Genomic DNA, 13,853 nt, shown 5'->3' on the forward strand with positions numbered 1-13,853 from the left:
CCGCGACGGCAAGGGCACCGACGGCGCCGAGCCACCGAACACCTGGCGCAGCGTCTTCGGCGGGCCGGCCTGGACCCGGGTGCCGCCGGCCGGCCTGGCGCCTCTACGTTGCTGCCCGGTGCCCGCCGTGAAGTGACCCGGACCACCCCCTGTCGTAAAGGAAATTTTCCTACTAGGGTGCGGCGGGGAAGGTAAATGCCGGGTAGGGGAGGGTGTCGTGAAGAAGTGGAGAGCGCCGGTCACCGCCGTGGTGGCCTCGGCCGCGATGCTGCTCACCGCGTGTGGCGGCGGTGACGAGGCGGCCGACACCAGCAAGCTCACGGTCTGGATGATGGGCGAGGGCAGCGAGACGCAGACCGCGTTCCTCGCCGAGGTCGAGGCGGAGTTCCAGCGCAAGCACCCCGACACCGACGTGGTGGTGCAGTACATCCCGTGGCTGGAGGCGCCGAAGAAGTTCCAGGCCGCGCTCGCCGGCGGTGAGGGCCCGGACGTCACCGAGCTCGGCAACACCGAGACGCAGGGCTGGGCGGCGCAGGAGGCGCTGGCCGACATCAGCGACCGCATGGCCGGCTGGACCGAGGGCAAGGACATCCTGCCCGACCTGGTGAAGAACGCCCAGCTCGACGGCAAGCAGTACGGCGTGCCGTGGTACGCCGGGGTCCGGGGCATCTACTACCGCACCGACTGGTTCGCCGAGGCCGGTATCAACACCCCGCCGACGACCTGGGAGGAGTTGATCGCCGCCGGCAAGGCGGTGCAGGCCAAGCGCCCCGACGCCTACGGCATCGCCCTGCCCGGCAACTCCGAGCTGCCCTTCTACTCTTTCCTCTGGGCCGCCGGCGGCGAGATCGCCACCGGCAGCGGCACCAACTGGAAGTCCGGTTACACCAGCCCGCAGGCGCGGTCCGCGGTGCAGTTCTGGACCGAGATGGTCACCGTTCACAAGATCGCCCCGCCGGCCGCCGCCGGGTGGAACGAGGTCGACGCCCGCACCCAGTTCGCCACCGGCAAGGCGGCGATGGCGTTCGCCGGCAGCTGGCAGCAGGGCGCGATCAAGAAGGACAACCCGGACATCGAAAAGGTGTGGGGCACCTTCCCGATCCCCGGCCCGAACGGCCAGCCGGCGCCCGCGTTCGCCGGTGGCTCGGACATCGCGATCTGGGAGGACAGCAAGGTCAAGGACCTGGCCTGGGACTACACCACGATCCTGCTGAACAAGAAGAATGCCCAGAAGTTCGCCGACAGCGTGGGCTTCTTCCCGGTCTACCAGGACCTGGTGGGCAGCGAGAAGTATGCCGGTGACAAGATCATGGCCGCCTTCGCGACCACGATGAAGAGCACCAAGCTGACCCCGATGACGCCCAAGTGGGTCGAGGTCAGCCGGAACCGGACGGTCACCCAGGCCATGAACAGCTCGATCATGAAGGGGCAGAAGACGGTCGAACAGGCCACCGCCGATGCCGCCGCCGAGATGGAAAGCATCCTCAACGCGCAGTGACGACGCTGACCAAGGCACCCGAGAGCGCCGCCGGGCGGGCGACCCCCGTCCGGCGGCGCCGCCGGCTGGACCACGTGCCGTACCTGCTGTTGCTGCCCTGCGCGCTGGTCATCGGCGTACTGCTGCTCTGGCCGCTCGGCCAGGTCGTGGTGATGTCGCTGTACGACCTGGACAGCGTCCGCCAGGTGCGCGGCGAGCGTGAGTGGCCGTGGGCCGGCCTGGGCAACTACGCCGAGATCCTCGGCGACCCGTTCTTCCGTACGGTGCTGCGCAACACCGTGCTCTTCGCGGCCGCGAACGTGGCCCTCACGATGATCCTGGGGACCCTGGTCGGCCTGCTGCTCAACCGGCTCGGCCGGCGGATGGCGACCTTCGTCGGCAGTTGTGTGATGCTGGCCTGGGCCACCCCGGCGCTGACCGGCGCGATCGTCTGGAAATGGATCTTCGACGACACCAGCGGCCTGGTCACCTGGTTCTTCAACGCGCTGCCCGACGGGCTGTCCGAGGCGCTCTTCGGCCGCGCCAACTGGACCGGCTACGGCTGGTTCAACGATCCGCTGCTCTTCTTCGCCATCCTGACCCTGGTCGTGGTCTGGCACTCGTTCCCGTTCATCGCGGTGAGCGTGCTGGCCGGCCTGAAGAGCGTGCCGAGTGAACTGCACGAGGCAGCCCGGGTCGACGGCGCCGGCCCCTGGAAGGTCTTCTGGTCGATCACCTTCCCGCTGCTGCGGCCGGTCTTCGGCATCCTGGTGGTGCTGTCGACCATCTGGGACTTCAAGGTCTTCACCCAGCAGTACGCGCTGGCCGGCGGCACCCAGGACCGGTCGACGTACATGCTGAGCATCTACTCGTACGCCACGGCCTTCTCGCCCCCGCCCAAGTACGGGCTGGGGTCGGCGGTCGCCGTCATCCTCACGCTGATCCTGCTGGTCGTCACCGGGTTCTACATCCGGGCCCTGCTCAAGCAGGAGGAGTTGTGAAGCGGGCCGTACTGAACGCGACCGGGCTGCTGGTCGCGCTGTTTGCGGTCTTCCCGGTCTTCTGGATGATCTCGACGTCGTTCAAGCCCAACCGGGAGATCTTCTCGTCGACGCCGCAGCCGGTGCCGCGCGAGCCGACGCTGCAGCACTACCGGGAGATCCTCACCGGCAACCTGATCCCGGGCGTCACGTTCACCGACTTCTTCGTCAACAGCCTGCTGGTCGCGGTCGCGACCGTGCTCGTCAGCGGGCTGATCGCCCTGCTGGCCGCGACGGCGGTGGCGCGCTTCCGGTTCCGGCTCCGCACCTCGTTCCTGATCATGCTGCTGGTGGTGCAGATGATCCCGCTGGAGGCGCTGGTCATCCCGCTGTTCTTCATGATCCAGCGGCTCGGGCTCTACAACACCCTGCCGAGCCTGATCCTGACGTACATCGGGTTCTCGCTGCCGTTCGCGGTGTGGATGCTGCGCGGGTTCGTGGCCGCCGTACCGAAGGAACTGGAGGAGGCCGCCGCCATCGACGGGGCCAACCGGACGCAGACCTTCTGGCGCATCCTGCTGCCGCTGGTCGCCCCCGGCCTGGTCGCGACCAGCATCTTCTCGTTCATCGTCGCGTGGAACGAGCTGATCTTCGCGTTGACCTTCATCAACGACCAGAACCGTTACACCCTGCCGGTGGCGATGACGTTCTTCTTCGGCCGTGACGACACCGCCTGGGGATCGGTCATGGCCGCCTCCACGCTGCTCACCCTGCCGGTGATGATCTTCTTCATCGCGGTGCAGCGGAGGATGGTCTCCGGCCTGGTGGCCGGCGCCGTCAAGGGCTGACCCGGCCGGTCGGACCGCGCCGGCCCGTGCGCTCCACGCACGTCCTCACGGGACGAGCCGGGTGTCGACGCCGGCGCGGGCGACGATCTCCTGCAGGGCCGCCACGTGCCCGGCGAAGGCGGCCCGTCCGGCCGGGGTGAGCCGTACGGTGGTCTGCGCCCGCTTGCCGACGAAGGCCTTGCGGATCTGCACGTAGCCGGCCTCCTCCAGGGTGGTCAACTGCTTGGACAGGGCCGAGTCGGACAGGCCGACGCTGTCGCGGACGTATCTGAACTCGGCCCACTCGGTGGCGCCGAGCAGGCTGACGATCGACAGCCGGGTGGGGGCGTGGATCAGTTCGTCGAAGCGGGGCGCGGTCACCGCAGCCCGCCGACCGGTCGTGAACTCATCACCCGCCGCAGGTAGCGCACCAGCAGCGGACCGCCGATGACCATGGCCAGGGCGACGGCCGCCGCGCCTACCGTCCCCGGTAGCGGCACGCCCAGTGCGTGCACGCCGAACGCGACCCCGAGCCCGACGGCCACCAGGCCGAGCGTCAGGCCGGTGATGGCCAGTCCGCCGCGGGCGCCGATCAGGTTGTTGCGGATCTGGGGGCCGCCGCGCCGCAGGAGCGCGAAGATCAGCGCGGCGAGACCGACGGCGTAGACCACCGAGCCGGTGGCGACCAGCCAGGGGATCTCGCTCTCGATGCTGCCGATGAAGGCGACCAGCAGCACGCCGAGGGTGGCCCAGAACCAGTCGGGGACGACTTTGGTGCCCACCACCTGGTCGCGCCGGTGGCGGACCTCCTGCAGGGCGCGGGCGGCCTCGCCGGCCGGGATCGGGTCGGGTTTCATGGCGGTCTCCCACTTCACCGTCGGGCTAGTGCTTTCCTACTAGGAAAGTAGCAGCCCACTTTCCTAGTGGGCAAGTCCTTCCCTGGTGGCCGGATACGCGGAGAGGCCCCCGCCGCGAACGCGGCGGGGGCCTCTCGACGTCGTACGGATCAGCGCAGCCAGGGGATGCTGCGGTCGAGCAGACCGCGCTCCTTCAGCTCCTTGCGCAGCGGGATCTCGTCGTCGACGTACCCGTTCCAGTTGATGCCCCAGTAGTTGGCGGTGTGGGTGCCCTCGCCGAGCAGCTGCCGCTGGACCGGGGTGCGGTTCTGGTACCACTCGCCGGCCAGGTCGGGGTGCAGCTCGTCGAGCGGCCGGATCCACCGGTAGGTGTAGCCGACGAAGAGCATCTTGCGGGTGATGTTCGACAGGTTCGTCGACCGCGAGTGCCACTGGCGGCGGTCGAAGATGAACGCGTCACCCGGGTTGGCGGTGATCTCCACGGTCCCCTCGGGGTCCGGGTTGTGCACCGTCAGGTCGGTCGGCCGGGGCAGCGAGTTCCACAGGTGGCTGCCCGGGATGACCTTGGTGGCGCCCCGGCCGTTCTCCGACAGGTCGGAGAGGACGTAGGCGACCTTGAGCGAGAACATGGGCCGCGGCAGGTTCGGGTCCATGGTCTCGGGGTCCGAGTTCTGCCGGTAGCCGTCCTGGTGCCAGCCCCAGTACGGCTTCTCCGGCTCCAGTGCCGGCGGCGTCACGTCGAGGTGGTTGTGGTGGGTGTAGATGTTCCACCCGGCCAGGCCCCACATGTACGGGAAGGCGATCGGGTGGGTGAGGAGCTCGCCGAAGAGCTCGTCGCGCTCCAGGAAGCCCAGCAGGTGCAGCGTGCCGTCCTTGGTGGTGTTGCCGGCCGCCTTCTCCTCCGCGTAGACACGGTCGACAGCCGCCTCGAGCGCGGCGCGGTGATCCTCCGTCAGCACGTTGCGCAGCAGCAGGAAACCCTGCTCGTGGAATTCCTTGCGGTCGACGTCACTGATCGGTTCGTAACCGGTCCGGCCACCGTAATCGAACACGGCGTTCATTCCCTCCGCCTAGCGAAGCCTTTCGGCACAGGCTGCCGATCGTAACCCCAGGGCCGAGCGTCGACATCGGGCCGAATGGCACTGTTTCGCCGGCTCGAACCAATCTCTTACGCGAAGAAACCGTGCGATTACGTAGTGTTGTTGAGTGCTGTTGGTGGTTCGGGATAAAGGACCATTTGCCGGATTGTGCGGTGACTGTAGGTCAGTAAGGCTCGCCTGTTTTGACCGGTCAGGAGTCGCCGAAGACCCTGGCGACGATTTTCGGCCGGTCAGGAGTCGCCGAAGACCTCGGCGACGACCTCGCCCGCCCCGGTCGTTCCGTCAATGCGTGACCACTCGCCCTCGTCGGCCGTCCACTCCCGGTCACCGAAGCGCACCCGCTTCACCCCGTGGTCGCCCGCGTGCGACACCAGCCAGTGCGCGTAACGCCAACCGACCCGGCTGTCGGCGGCCGACACCGTCAACCCGAGAAGCTCCGCCGGGCTCGCCGTCTGCACCTCGCCCCAGTCCAGCACCAGGCCGTTGACCAGGCCCGCCGCCGCCGCGTTGCCGCGAACCACCGGCTCCCGGGCGACCGAGCAGGCCACCGCGCCCACGGTGTTGCCCACCAGGGCACTGGCCAGCAACTGCGACTCGTCCTTCCACTGCTCGTACAACTCCGGGAAGGCCGAGCGCTGGACCGCCTGGGCGGCCTCGGTGACCCGCATCTCCTCCCAGCCGCGCACCTTCTTCAGCCCGGCGTAGAACTTCGTCGCCGCGTAACGGGGGTCACGGATCTGTTCCGGAGTGCCCCAGCCCTGGCTCGGCCGCTGCTGGAACAGCCCGATGGAGTCGCGGTCGCCGCCGGCCAGGTTCTCCAGCTTCGACTCCTGGAACGCGGTCGCCAGCGCCACCACGACCGCCTCCTCCGACATGCCCATCGTCACGCCGACCGCCGAGATGGTGGCCGCGTTGGCCATCTGCTCCGGGTTGAGGGTCAGGTTGGTCGCCGCGCCGGCGGGCAACTGGCCGGCCGGCGCGGCGACGGTGCAACTGCGGGCCGGCCGGGGCAGCGGTATGTCGATACCGAAGTCGGTCCTGCCGAGGTACACGCCAAGCCCGGCGACCGCCGCCAGTGCCACGAAACCGCCCACCGCTGCCCGAGTACGCACCGTCACCCCCTGTTGAGTCGTCGCCAAGCGTACGTCCGGTTGTGCGATATACCGCGTCCCGTGAGCGGTATGGCGCTATCCGGGGAGTCCCGCCGGGCGGCCGGGTGGTGCCTCGCAACCCATTCAGGTCAGTGGAAGCCAGGAAGGCGGACGCTTTTCCCGGAAGGCGGCCACCCCCTCGCGCCCCTCTTCGGACAGGAAATAGCCGGTCGACAGTGCGGAAAGTTCCGCAACCTCATTACGGACGGTAGTCGCCTCGCGGCGCCGGAGCAGCTCTTTCGCCCCGGCGAGGGCCCGGGGCGCGCCGCGGACCAGGGCCGCGCAGTACTCGCCGACCACCTCGTCGAGGGTGTCCGCCGGCACCGCCGCGGTCACCAGTCCCACCTCGGCGGCCCGTCGCCCGTCGAAGGTCTCACCGGTCAGGTACAACTCGGCGGCCGCGCGCGGCGCCAGCCGGGGCAGCACGGTCGCCGAGATCACCGCCGGGACCACCCCGATCCGCACCTCGGTGAACGCGAACGTCGCCGTGTCCGCGCAGACCGCGATGTCGGCCGCCGCCACCAGCCCCAGGCCGCCCGCCCGTGCCGCGCCACCGACCCGGGCCACCACCGGCTTCGGGCACTCCCACAACGCCGCCAGCACGTCACCCAGCATTCCGGCCGGGACCGTGCCGCTGGCGTACGCGGCGGCGGTCTCCTTCAGGTCGGCGCCGGAGCAGAAGACCGGGCCGGTGTGCGAGAGCACCACCACCCGGACCGTGTCGTCGGCCACGGCCGCGTCGAGCGCCCGGAGCAGTTCGGTCATCAGCGGTGTGGACAGCGCGTTGCGGTTGGGCGGGCTGTCCAGCGTCAGCATCGTCACCCCGGCCCGGGTGGTGACCCGGACGAGGGCGTCGTCGGCAGTAGGCATGCGGGCACACTAGTCGCATGCCAGGCGAACTTCCCGATGGACAACCCGTGCCCGCCGACGGGTCGCTGCCGCCCGCCGCCCTCGCCGCGGTCGGCCGCCAGGGGTTCGGCGTGTACGTGCACGTCCCCTTCTGCGCCAGCCGGTGCGGCTACTGCGACTTCAACACGTACACGGCGCAGGAACTGGGCGGCGGGGTGCGCCGGGAGACGTACGCCGACAGCGTGCTGGCCGAGCTGGACCTCGCCGCCCGGGTGCTCGGCGACAACCCGCCGCCCCGGGTCGACACCGTCTTCGTCGGCGGCGGCACCCCCACCCTGCTGCCCGCCGACGACCTGGCCCGGATCCTGGAGCGGATCGACGCCACCTGGGGCCTCGCGCCGGACGCCGAGGTCACCACCGAGGCCAACCCGGAGTCGGTGACCCCGGAGTCGCTCAAGACGCTGCGGGCCGCCGGCTACACCCGGATCTCGCTGGGCATGCAGTCGGCCGCCCCCGGCGTGCTCGCGGTGCTCGACCGCCGGCACACCGCCGGCCGGGCCACCGCCGCCGCCGCCGAGGCCCGCGACGCCGGCTTCGACCACGTCAACCTCGACCTGATCTACGGCACACCGGGGGAGAGCGGCGACGACTTCGCCGCGTCGCTGGCGGCCGTGGTGGCCGCCGGGGTCGACCACGTGAGCGCGTACGCGCTGATCGTGGAGGACGGCACCCGGCTGGCCGCCCGGATGGGGCGCGGCGAGCTGCCGTACCCGTCGGACGACGTGGCGGCCGACCGCTACCTGGCCGCCGAGGCCGCCCTCGGCGCGGCCGGGTTCTCCTGGTACGAGGTGTCGAACTGGGCGACGTCGCCGGACGCCCGCTGCCGGCACAACCTGCTCTACTGGACCGGCGGCGACTGGTGGGGGCTCGGACCGGGGGCGCACAGCCACGTCGGCGGGGTGCGCTGGTGGAACGTCAAGCACCCGTCGGCGTACGCGGCCCGGCTGGCCCGCGGTGCCTCGCCCGGTCAGGGACGCGAGATGCTTTCCGGCACCGACCGGCACACCGAGGACGTGATGTTGCGGCTCCGGCTGGCGACCGGCCTGCCGCTGCCGGTGCTCGACGACGCCGGGCGGGTCGCGGCGCGGCGGGCGCTCGCCGACGGGCTGCTGGACGGGGCCGCGTACGACGCCGGCCGGGCGGTGCTGACCCTGCGTGGCCGGCTGCTGGCCGACGCGGTCGTACGCGACCTCCTGCCCTGAGGACGGCCGGCCTCGTCCTGAGGGCAAGGCCGGCACCGAGCGGACGCGGAGGCCGACGGACCCGACTCGACGACGGGCTGGCACGACGACAGGCCCGGCACGCGTGCCGGGCCTGTCGTGGGAGTGCGGGGTTACTTGATCCAGTTCGGCGACATCGGGTACTTGTAGAGCTGCCCCTCGTTGGCCTTCATGCCGCCCAGGATCCCGAAGATGATCTGGATCGCGAAGACGACCACGCTCGGGATGAAGAACAGGCACCAGCTCACGAAGAGCAGCAGGAAGGCGATCCCCGACCAGAGCACCTGGAAGTTGAGCGCGGCCAGCGCGTGCGCGCGCACCGCCGGCGACTGCTGGCCCTTGGCCAGGTATGAGATCAACGGGCCGACGAAGCCCAGCGGGCCGAAGCTGATCAGCGCGCCGACCGCGCCGCCGAAGTGGGCGATCAGCGCCCACGTCTTCTCGTCGCTGTTGGCGTAGCCGGCCGGGGCCGGGCCGCCGCCGTAGTAGCCACCACCCTGGGGCGGGTAGCCACCACCCTGCGGGGGGTAGCCGCCACCCTGGGGCGGGTATCCGCCACCGGGCGGCGGGTAGCCCTGGCCGGGTGGCGGGTAGCCGCCCGCGCCGGAACTGGGCGGCGGGTAGCCGCCCGCGCCGGACGAGGGCGGCGGGTAGCCGCCGGCTCCGGAACCCGGCGGCGGGTAGGCGCCGCCGCCGGAGGCGGGAGCGTCGTACTGCGGGTTGTTCTGCTTCGACAGGTCGGGCGCGCCGTGCTGCTGGCCGCCGGCCGGCGGGAAGCCGGGGGAGGGCGCCTCGCCCGGCACTGAGTAGGACCCGGGCGTCAGAGGAGCCGTGGGGTCCGGCGGAACCGAGCCGGGATTGCCGTCTCCCGGAGGGCGAGGTGGTTCAGTCATGAGGCCACGGTAGGGGGCGGCATCAACCGACGCCACACGACACCCTGGCCACTCCCGGCGGGCCGGGCGCCACTTCTGGACCGGCTCGCCGTTGAGCTGTTGTCACGGCGTGGTGACCCGGTGGCGGACAGGCTGGCCGGCGAACTGGGTTCCGGGGTGGAATTCCGGCCGACTGTCTGGAATACGGCTTTCGTACCTGATATCGATCATCGCCTGGCCAGGGTTGGCGTCGTAGACTGGCACTCATCCCGGTCGAGTGCCAGCATGTCGAGGGTCGGCATGGCGGATGTCATGCGTGCGGCACGGCCCGGCGGTCACCCGCCACGCACCGGGCCGGCACGACCGGGGGCAGGGAGGTGGAGATGGGACTCGACGACCGCAAGCTCGACGTCCTGCGGGCGATTGTCGAGGACTACGTCGCCACGCAGGAGCCGGTCGGCAGCAAGGCGCTGGTCGAGCGGCACCAGCTCGGCGTCTCGCCGGCGACCGTACGCAACGACATGGCGGTGCTGGAGGAAGAGGGCTACATCCGCCAGCCGCACACCAGTGCCGGCCGGGTGCCGACCGACCGGGGCTACCGGCTCTTCGTCGACCGCCTCTCCCGCGTGAAGCCGCTGACCCCGGCCGAGCGGCGGGCCATCGAGCGGTTCCTGGTCGGCGCGGTCGACCTCGACGACGTCGTGCACCGGACCGTACGGCTGCTCGCCCAGCTCACCCGGCAGGTCGCCGTCGTGCAGTACCCGAGCCTGGCCCGTTCGTCGGTCCGCCACCTGGAGCTGGTGCCGATCTCGACCACCCGGCTGATGCTGGTCATGATCGCCGACACCGGCCGGGTCGAGCAGCGGCTGGTCGAGCTGCCCGGTCCGGTGGCCGCCGACGACGTCACCGACCTGCGCCGCCGGGTCAACGAGAAGCTCTGCGGTGAGAAGCTCGCCGACACCCCGCCGCTGGTGCAGGCCCTGGTCGAAGAGGTGCCGCAGACCGTACGTCCGGCGATGACGACGCTGTCGACGGTGCTGCTGGAGACCCTCGTCGAGCGGCACGAGGAGCGCATCGCGCTCGCCGGCACCGCCAACCTGACGCGCGGCGGGCTGCTCGACTTCCAGGGGTCGCTGCGGCCGATCCTCGAGGCGCTTGAAGAGGAGGTCATCCTTCTCAAGCTCATCGGCGAGGTCGAGCCCAGCACCCTGCGGGTCCGGATCGGCGACGAGAACGAGATCGACAACCTGCGGGCCGCCTCCGTGGTCAGCACCGGCTACGGCCCGGGAGCCACCATCGTCGGTGGGCTGGGCGTGCTCGGGCCGACCCGGATGGACTACCCCGGCACCATCGCCACGGTGCGCGCCGTGGCACGCTACGTAGGCGACCTGTTGGCGCAGAACTGAGACCGACGCACGGCGGCGGCGCAGGCTCGGGCGGCGCGGCAGCACCAGCGATCAGGCCGGCAAACGCGAGACCGATATGAGGACACCAGACGCAGTGGCCAAGGACTACTACGGGATTCTCGGCGTCAGCCGGGAAGCCTCTGACGACGAGATCAAGCGGGCCTACCGGAAACTGGCCCGCCAATACCATCCGGACGTCAACCCGGACCCCGAAGCGCACGAGAAGTTCAAGGACATCAACGCGGCGTACGAGGTCCTCTCCGACGACCGGAAGCGGCAGATCGTCGACCTCGGTGGCGACCCGCTCGCCCCGGGCGGAGGCGGGGCCGGCGGTGGCGCCGGGGCCGGCCCGTTCGTGGGCTTCCAGGACATCATGGACGCCTTCTTCGGCGCGGCCGGCGGCACCCGCGGCCCGCGGCCGCGCACCCGGCCGGGTGCCGACGCCATCCTGCGGCTCGAACTCGACCTGGTGGAGACCGCCTTCGGCGTCGAGGCGCCGATCACCGTCGACACCGCCGTGCTCTGCACCACGTGCAGCGGCGCCGGCACGGCCGCCGGCACCCACCTCGCCACCTGCGAGGCGTGCGGCGGCCGGGGCGAGGTGCAGTCGGTGCAGCGGACCTTCCTCGGCCAGGTCGTCTCGGCCCGGCCCTGCACGGCCTGCCAGGGCTACGGCACCGTCATCCCGCACCCGTGCGGCACGTGTGCCGGCGAGGGCCGGGTCCGCACCCGCCGGTCGCTCACCGTCAAGATCCCGGCGGGGGTCGAGGACGGCATGCGGATCCGGCTGGCCCAGCAGGGCGAGGTCGGCCCCGGTGGCGGCACGCCCGGCGACCTCTACGTCGAGATCCACGAGCGGGTCCACGACGTCTACTCCCGCAAGGGCGACGACCTGCACTGCCGGGTCACCGTCCCGATGACGGCGGCGGCGCTGGGCACCCGGCTGACCATCAAGACGCTGGACAGCGAGGAGCCGGTCGACGTCAAGGCCGGCACCCAGCCCGGTTCGACGATGCGGCTGCGGGCGCGGGGCGTACCGCACCTGCGGGGCACCGGCCGTGGCGATCTCTACGTGCATCTCGACGTACGGACCCCGACCAAGCTCGACGCCGAGCAGGAGCGGATGCTGCGCGACTTCGCCAAGACCCGGGGCGAGGAGGTGGCCGAACTCAGCAAGCAGGGCGGCTTCTTCTCCCGGATGCGCGACGCCTTCAACGGGCACGGCTGACGGTCGCCGGCCGGCCCGGTCCGGCTAGCCTGTCCCCGTGTCCGCGCCGCTGTTCCTCGTCGAGGCCCTGCCCACCACCGACCGGCACACCCTCGGCGGCCCCGAGGGGCATCACGCGGCGACCGTCCAGCGCCTGCGGGTCGGCGAGCCGCTGCTGCTCGCCGACGGTCGGGGCGGCACCGCGTCCGCCGAGGTCGTCGCCGTCGGCCGGGGCACCCTGGACGTGCGGGTCACCGACCGGCGCCACGTCGACCGTCCCGACCCCCGGCTCACCGTCGTGCAGGGCATCGCGAAGGGCGACCGGGGCGAACTCGCCGTACAGGCGATGACCGAGGTCGGCGTCGACACGATCGTGCCCTGGGCGGCGGCCCGCTCGGTGGTCCGGTGGCGCGACGGGCGTGGCGCCCGGGCCCGGGACCGCTGGGTCGCGACCGCCCGCGAGGCGGCCAAGCAGGCCCGCCGCCCGTGGTTGCCGGCGGTCGCCGGCGATCCCGACGAGTCCACCGCGGTGGTGGCCCGGCGGCTCGCGGCCGGCGCGGCGGCGTACGTGCTGCACGAGGAGGCCACCGAGCGCCTGTCGACCGTCGACCTGCCGGCGACGGGGGAGATCACGCTGGTGGTCGGCCCCGAGGGGGGTATCGACCGGGCCGAGGTCGACACGTTCACCGCCGCCGGGGCGGTGCCGGTACGCCTCGGCGAGGCGGTGCTGCGTACGTCGACGGCCGGTGTCGCCGCCCTCGCGGTCCTGGCCACCCGCCTCGGCCGCTGGTGACGCCGGCCTTTCGCGCGGTGGTGACGGCCGCGGCGCCCGGCGCTCCGGTGGCCGGCGGTGCCGGGATCAGAGCCGGGGAAACACGTGCACCGGCTGGTCGTCGGGGCGTAGGTCGAGCCCGGCCGGGCCGACGATCAGCGGGTCGGGGGTGCCGACCGCGTCGGGGTCCTTGTCGGTGTAGTCGAACCGGGCCAGCACGTGCCGCATCGCCTCGAGCCGGGCGCGTTTCTTGTCGTTGCTCTTGACCACGGTCCACGGCGCGTCGGCGGTGTCGGTCCAGAAGAACATCGCCTCCTTCGCCTCGGTGTAGTCGTCCCACCTGTCCAGCGAGGCGAGGTCCATCGGCGACAGCTTCCACTGGCGGACCGGGTCGACCTGCCGGATCGCGAACCGGGTCCGCTGCTCGTTCTGCGACACCGAGAACCAGAACTTGACCAGCCGGAGGCCGGAGCGTACGAGCATCCGCTCGAACTCGGGCGCCTGCCGCAGGAACTCCAGGTATTCGCGGCGGGTGCAGAAGCCCATCACCCGCTCGACGCCGGCCCGGTTGTACCAGGAGCGGTCGAACAGCACGATCTCGCCGGCCGCCGGCAGGTGCCGGATCCAGCGTTGCAGGTACCACTGGCTGCTTTCCCGCTCGTTCGGCTTGTTGAGCGCGACGACCTGTGCCCCGCGGGGGTTGAGGTGTTCCATGAAGCGTTTGATCGTGCCGCCCTTGCCGGCCGCGTCCCGCCCCTCGAAGAGGATCACCAGTCGCTCGCCCGACTCCTTGATCCACTCCTGGAGTTTGAGTAGTTCGATCTGGAGCCGGCGTTTCGCCTGGTCGTACTCCTCCCGGCCGAGCCGGTGGTCGTACGGGTAGTCCTCGCGCCAGGTGTCGACCGGCCGCCCGTCGGCCCGGAGCAGGACCGGGTCGTCGTCGTGGTCCTCCTCGACCCGGTAGTCGGCCAGCACGTCGAGCAGTTCGCCCGTCTCGTCACCCATGGGCTACGGATACCCATTGGCGGGCCGCCCCATCCGTGCCACGGGGCGCCAGTCGGTGCCCGGCGGCCGG

General features: G+C 71.2%; 14 protein-coding genes. 7 read left to right on the forward strand and 7 right to left on the reverse strand.

The features are described from left to right. Positions 1-217: 217 nt before the first annotated feature. Genes AB0M79_RS07215 through AB0M79_RS07225 form a run of 3 tightly spaced genes read left to right on the forward strand, consistent with a single transcriptional unit; the run spans position 218 to position 3,305 of the window. Positions 218-1,498 carry a sugar ABC transporter substrate-binding protein gene (locus tag AB0M79_RS07215; protein WP_364208957.1) on the forward strand — a complete coding sequence of 427 codons (1,281 nt, stop codon included), beginning with the start codon at positions 218-220 and terminating at the stop codon, positions 1,496-1,498. Beyond that, positions 1,495-2,478: a sugar ABC transporter permease gene (locus AB0M79_RS07220; protein ID WP_364208960.1), complete on the forward strand. Its 984-nt coding sequence runs from the start codon at positions 1,495-1,497 to the stop codon at positions 2,476-2,478. Before AB0M79_RS07215 ends, AB0M79_RS07220 begins: the two co-directional genes overlap by 4 nt. After that, a complete protein-coding gene (locus tag AB0M79_RS07225; protein ID WP_364208963.1) occupies positions 2,475-3,305 on the forward strand; it encodes a carbohydrate ABC transporter permease in 831 nt (276 codons plus the stop codon). Before AB0M79_RS07220 ends, AB0M79_RS07225 begins: the two co-directional genes overlap by 4 nt. 45 nt (positions 3,306-3,350) lie before the next feature. Here the strand turns inward: AB0M79_RS07225 and AB0M79_RS07230 are convergent, their stop codons facing one another. The 5 genes from AB0M79_RS07230 to AB0M79_RS07250 form a co-directional block, all read right to left on the reverse strand. Then, the gene (locus tag AB0M79_RS07230) at positions 3,351-3,665 is read right to left on the reverse strand and encodes a transcriptional regulator (protein WP_357542668.1); all 315 of its coding nucleotides are present in this window, start codon (positions 3,663-3,665) and stop codon (positions 3,351-3,353) included. Next, positions 3,662-4,141: a hypothetical protein gene (locus AB0M79_RS07235; RefSeq protein ID WP_364208967.1), complete on the reverse strand. Its 480-nt coding sequence runs from the start codon at positions 4,139-4,141 to the stop codon at positions 3,662-3,664. The genes AB0M79_RS07230 and AB0M79_RS07235 overlap by 4 nt, the downstream gene beginning before the upstream one ends. 149 nt (positions 4,142-4,290) lie before the next feature. Continuing rightward, entirely contained in the window at positions 4,291-5,202 is a 912-nt protein-coding gene (locus tag AB0M79_RS07240) for a phytanoyl-CoA dioxygenase family protein (protein ID WP_364208970.1), read from the reverse strand. A gap of 269 nt (positions 5,203-5,471) precedes the next feature. After that, positions 5,472-6,359 (reverse strand): hypothetical protein, encoded by an 888-nt coding sequence (locus tag AB0M79_RS07245; RefSeq protein WP_364208973.1) that lies wholly within the window; start codon positions 6,357-6,359, stop codon positions 5,472-5,474. 117 nt (positions 6,360-6,476) lie between these two features. After that, entirely contained in the window at positions 6,477-7,262 is a 786-nt protein-coding gene (locus AB0M79_RS07250) for an enoyl-CoA hydratase-related protein (RefSeq protein ID WP_364208976.1), read from the reverse strand. A 17-nt stretch (positions 7,263-7,279) separates the two neighbouring features. On the opposite strand from AB0M79_RS07250, the gene hemW reads away from it, so the two are divergent. After that, entirely contained in the window at positions 7,280-8,503 is a 1,224-nt protein-coding gene (gene hemW, locus AB0M79_RS07255; RefSeq protein ID WP_364208979.1) for a radical SAM family heme chaperone HemW, read from the forward strand. Positions 8,504-8,634: 131 nt separating this feature from the next. Here the strand turns inward: hemW and AB0M79_RS07260 are convergent, their stop codons facing one another. After that, on the reverse strand, positions 8,635-9,324 hold the full coding sequence (locus AB0M79_RS07260) for a DUF4870 domain-containing protein (protein ID WP_364208982.1): 690 nt from the start codon (positions 9,322-9,324) through the stop codon (positions 8,635-8,637). Positions 9,325-9,776: 452 nt separating this feature from the next. On the opposite strand from AB0M79_RS07260, the gene hrcA reads away from it, so the two are divergent. From hrcA to AB0M79_RS07275, 3 genes are all read left to right on the forward strand, one after another. Continuing rightward, positions 9,777-10,799: a heat-inducible transcriptional repressor HrcA gene (hrcA, locus tag AB0M79_RS07265; protein WP_357542680.1), complete on the forward strand. Its 1,023-nt coding sequence runs from the start codon at positions 9,777-9,779 to the stop codon at positions 10,797-10,799. A gap of 94 nt (positions 10,800-10,893) precedes the next feature. Then, positions 10,894-12,027, forward strand: coding sequence for a molecular chaperone DnaJ (gene dnaJ, locus AB0M79_RS07270; protein ID WP_364209886.1), 1,134 nt, complete (start codon positions 10,894-10,896; stop codon positions 12,025-12,027). A 37-nt stretch (positions 12,028-12,064) separates the two neighbouring features. Then, entirely contained in the window at positions 12,065-12,799 is a 735-nt protein-coding gene (locus AB0M79_RS07275) for a 16S rRNA (uracil(1498)-N(3))-methyltransferase (protein WP_364208985.1), read from the forward strand. 66 nt (positions 12,800-12,865) lie between these two features. Here AB0M79_RS07275 and ppk2 read toward each other — a convergent pair whose 3' ends face one another. After that, positions 12,866-13,783 carry a polyphosphate kinase 2 gene (gene ppk2, locus AB0M79_RS07280; RefSeq protein ID WP_364208988.1) on the reverse strand — a complete coding sequence of 306 codons (918 nt, stop codon included), beginning with the start codon at positions 13,781-13,783 and terminating at the stop codon, positions 12,866-12,868. Between the last annotated feature and the right edge of the window lie 70 nt (positions 13,784-13,853).

The sequence above is a fragment of the Polymorphospora sp. NPDC051019 genome, from assembly GCF_040683055.1.
GTDB lineage: Bacteria > Actinomycetota > Actinomycetes > Mycobacteriales > Micromonosporaceae > Polymorphospora > Polymorphospora lycopeni.

Coding starts and splice junctions, on each gene's coding strand:
- AB0M79_RS07235 (WP_364208967.1), bottom strand. CDS start 4,141: ATGAAACCCGACCCGATCCCGGCCGGCGAGGCCGCCCGCGCCCTGCAG.
- AB0M79_RS07240 (WP_364208970.1), bottom strand. CDS start 5,202: ATGAACGCCGTGTTCGATTACGGTGGCCGGACCGGTTACGAACCGATC.
- AB0M79_RS07250 (WP_364208976.1), bottom strand. CDS start 7,262: ATGCCTACTGCCGACGACGCCCTCGTCCGGGTCACCACCCGGGCCGGG.
- hemW (WP_364208979.1), top strand. CDS start 7,280: ATGCCAGGCGAACTTCCCGATGGACAACCCGTGCCCGCCGACGGGTCG.
- hrcA (WP_357542680.1), top strand. CDS start 9,777: ATGGGACTCGACGACCGCAAGCTCGACGTCCTGCGGGCGATTGTCGAG.
- ppk2 (WP_364208988.1), bottom strand. CDS start 13,783: ATGGGTGACGAGACGGGCGAACTGCTCGACGTGCTGGCCGACTACCGG.